General features: G+C 64.2%; 1 protein-coding gene. It reads left to right on the top strand.

What is annotated here, in order from left to right; translation table 11 throughout:
- Positions 1-827: 827 nt before the first annotated feature.
- Complete coding sequence (locus tag D1648_RS17745; RefSeq protein WP_164518801.1) at positions 828-2630, top strand: ATP-dependent endonuclease; 1803 nt, start codon at positions 828-830, stop codon at positions 2628-2630.
- Positions 2631-2897 lie beyond the last annotated feature (267 nt).

The following is a 2897-nucleotide window of genomic DNA, read 5'->3' on the forward strand; positions in this document are numbered from 1 at the left end:
ACAACCACCCCGCACCGGCACCCGCCGACGCGGCACTTGCGAGCCTCTAACAAACCCGGGGCGATTCATGGGCTCCAGTTTCGCGTCGCATCGTGGACGCGGCGGATTAGCTGTCCCATCGAATGAGCTGCGTCGGCAGTCAGGTGGCCGGGCCATGCCTCATCGCCTGCGTGCCCACCGACCAAGCTCACGTATTCGAACTGCTCATCCAGCGCGAGGGGCTGCGGGACCGGCACGTCGCACGATCGCAAGTGCACAAGGAGCGCGTGGACCGTCTCGGTCCACGGCTTTCGAGGTCGTCGCACCGTCGACCCACTGATGACTACTTCACGAGTCTGCATGCCGCCCTTTCAAGAGTGCAGGGAGCAGAAGCTTCGACATGCTTTCACGGAAGCGACCCATCGTCACTGAAGGATCGAGAAGTGCCGGCCCGCGGTGCAACGTTCCGGGCTCGTGGGTGTGTCAAGCCGCGCCCCCATGGACGGGCGTCCCTTTGGGGTATAGCCAGTGCGACAGATGTGTCGCAAAAGTGTAGTTTCCTGAGACGCTACAGCCGTCTCGCAAGACGCCCCCGTCCTGGTGACACCACCCGGACGGGGCAAACGGTGACGACGTGCTTCTGGCTAGCTTCGCTGGACGCTTCGACCTGCTCAAGTCCCTTTTGCGGTTCCTCAATCGGGACGTTCCGGCACAGGCGGACCGAGCCCGATGCCCAGAGCGACGCGCGATCCTCGACACCGTGCGCCGCACCGCCGCCGTGATCCGCAAACGGTTGGTCCGCCGGGTGGGGGAGAATGGTGCAACCCAGAGATAGGACGGAGCGGACGATGCCGCCACGGATCGAGAAGCTAAGCGTCAAGAACCTGCGCTCCATCGGGGATGAGAGGGTGACCATTCGCTTCCCGGATAGCGGCGTGCTGGTGCTACTCGGTGAGAACAATGCCGGCAAGAGCAACGTCACACGCGCCCTTGACTTCCTCTTCGGGGACTACTGGCCGGGGACACGCCGTCTGGACGACCACGACTTCCACGGGCGGGATAGCGACGGCATTGCGGTCGAGGTCGGCGCGGCGGTGGCCGGCATCCCGTGCCCCTACTGTTCCCGCGGCGAGGTCGAGCACTTCCGTTGGACCTATGACGCACAGGACACCGGACAGGACGGCAACCCTGTCAAGTATCGCTTCACGTGCAGCAACACATACTGCGGTAAGTCCTGGCCGAATAGCGCTTTAAGGTCGACGCTCTCAGCCGCTGTGCTCGACGCCGACCGCAGGCTCGATTACCAGCTGAGCTACACGAGCAAGTACACGATGCTCTCCAAGCTCATGCACCGGTTCCACGAGCGCCTGCTCAACGACCCGGAGCGGAAGAAACAGCTCACCGCAATCTTCGATGGTCTGCTCAGGGAGTTCGGGGCGGTACCAGAGTTCGCGAATTTCAAAGAGCTGCTCGCGGAGACTGCCGAGAACTTCGGGCAGAACCTGCCCTACAGGCTGGACGTCGACTTCAGCGCCTACGATCCGAGCAACTTCTTCCGCTCGTTACGCATCCACCCCACTCTCGAGGGGGAGGTAAGGAGCTTCGACGAACTTGGAACCGGGCAGTCGCAGGTGCTCGCGCTGGCGTTTGCCTACGCCTACGCGATCGCTTACGGGCAGTCGGAGGGCACGGTGCTCGTGATCGACGAGCCGGAGGCCAACCTCCACCCACTCGCGCAGCAGTGGTTGGCGACGCGGCTCAACCACCTGGTGGCCCCCGGGCTTCAGGTCGTGGTGACGACCCACTCGCCATACTTCGTCGACCTGGCCAGGCCCGAGAACCTGGTGATGGTGAGGAAGGGCGACGACGGTGCGACGCAGGTCGTGCAGAGGTCCCTCGAGGACCTGAGAACGTACCTAGTCGAGCATGGTGCGGACCCGAGCAGGACACAGCCCGAGACGCTCGGCCCGTTCTACGCGGCCGGCGCCACGACGGAGATTGTCAGCGGCCTCTTCGCGAGGCGTTGTGTCTTGGTTGAGGGACGGACCGAGTCTTTGGCGCTGCCCGAGTTACTCAGGGCCCGCGGTCTTGACGTACTCAGGGAGGGCATCGCCGTGGTCTCCGTCGAGGGCGTCGGCAACATCGCCAAGTGGCACCGGCTATACACGGCCCTCGGCATCGAGTGCTTCTGTCTGTTCGACACTGACTCCAACAGAGGCAGCGACCCGCAACTGCTCGCCAAGCGGACGGACATAGCTGCAGCGCTCGGCCGCGAGGGTGACCCAGCGGAGGCCGCGACGTTACTCGGCGAGCCCCTCTACGTCGGTGACGGATACGCCACCCTCGACCCGAACTTCGAGGGCGCGATGAAGGCGCTGTTCGGTGATCCGTGGACACGCCTCGACGGAGAGGCCGTCTCCTTTGTCGGCGAGTCCAAGCCGCTCCGCGCAAGGTACGCCGCCCAGAGGCTCGACGACTTCGACTTCGTGGGCAAAGCCGGAGAGCGGTTCGACATGCTTGTCCAAGCCATCCGCGGTGGGGGGCCAGTTAATGCTTTGCGCGAAAACGCTTCGGATGAACACATGCCCGATGCCTCCCCGTGGGAGTCGGATGACCACGATCCGTGGGGGCCGGACGAGCCCCCGTTCTGATCGTCTCAGGAGTCCAGCGACCGTAGGCACGGGACTTGGAGAACGGGTAAAGGACCACGCGCACCTGACCTCCGGCTTGGAGACGAGGAGGAAAGATGGTCATAGGCAAGACCTTATCCATGCCGCATCCCCAACGCTCCGTATACCGAGCGGCGGTGACAAAGCCGCGGTGCTGCCCCGCATCGTCCCGCTTTCTCTCTGAATCGCCCCGGGTTTGTTAGAGGCTCGCAAGTGCCGCGTCGGCGGGTGCCGGTGCGGGGTGGTTGT

The organism is Brachybacterium sp. EE-P12 (genome assembly GCF_003711805.1).
Lineage (GTDB): Bacteria > Actinomycetota > Actinomycetes > Actinomycetales > Dermabacteraceae > Brachybacterium.